At 30.1% G+C, this 455-nt stretch carries 1 protein-coding gene; it reads right to left on the reverse strand.

Annotation, left to right across the window (positions count from 1 at the left end; translation table 11 throughout):
* Positions 1-247: hypothetical protein (locus tag E3E36_RS13010; RefSeq protein ID WP_206203680.1), on the reverse strand; the 247-nt coding region annotated here is incomplete at its 3' end.
* Between the last annotated feature and the right edge of the window lie 208 nt (positions 248-455).

The raw sequence follows: 455 nt of genomic DNA on the forward strand, positions 1-455 counted from the left end.
GTACCGTAAAGCCGGCATCTTTTAAAGTTTGCTGATGCAAGGCAGAACTTTTTACTTCTTTGTAACCCACTTCTGCATAATCCCAAATGGTTAATGCAATTTTGTTATACTTTTCGTAGTCTGATTGAATATCGCTTAATGCTTCTGTTTTAAAATTGTCAACAGGGTTTGGTGCAACTTTTTTTTGAGCATGAATAAATGAAAATGAAAACATGCCTGCTATTAATAAAACTTTTCTCATGAGCATAACTAATTAAGGTTGGAAGTTAATCAATTCACTTAATGATATACTATAAACTCTTGTGTTTTGTGGGAATATTAATAAGCTGCGTTTTGAACAAATAAAATTTTTTGGAAAAAAGTATTGCTATATTGAAACAAAGCTGCCGATTATTTTAAATGCAACATTGTTGCAACTACTTATATTTGCATTATGTTTCGCTTTAAGATTAATT

Origin of the sequence: Thermococcus sp. M36 (genome assembly GCF_012027355.1) — an archaeon.
In the GTDB taxonomy this organism is placed as follows: Archaea; Methanobacteriota_B; Thermococci; order Thermococcales; family Thermococcaceae; genus Thermococcus.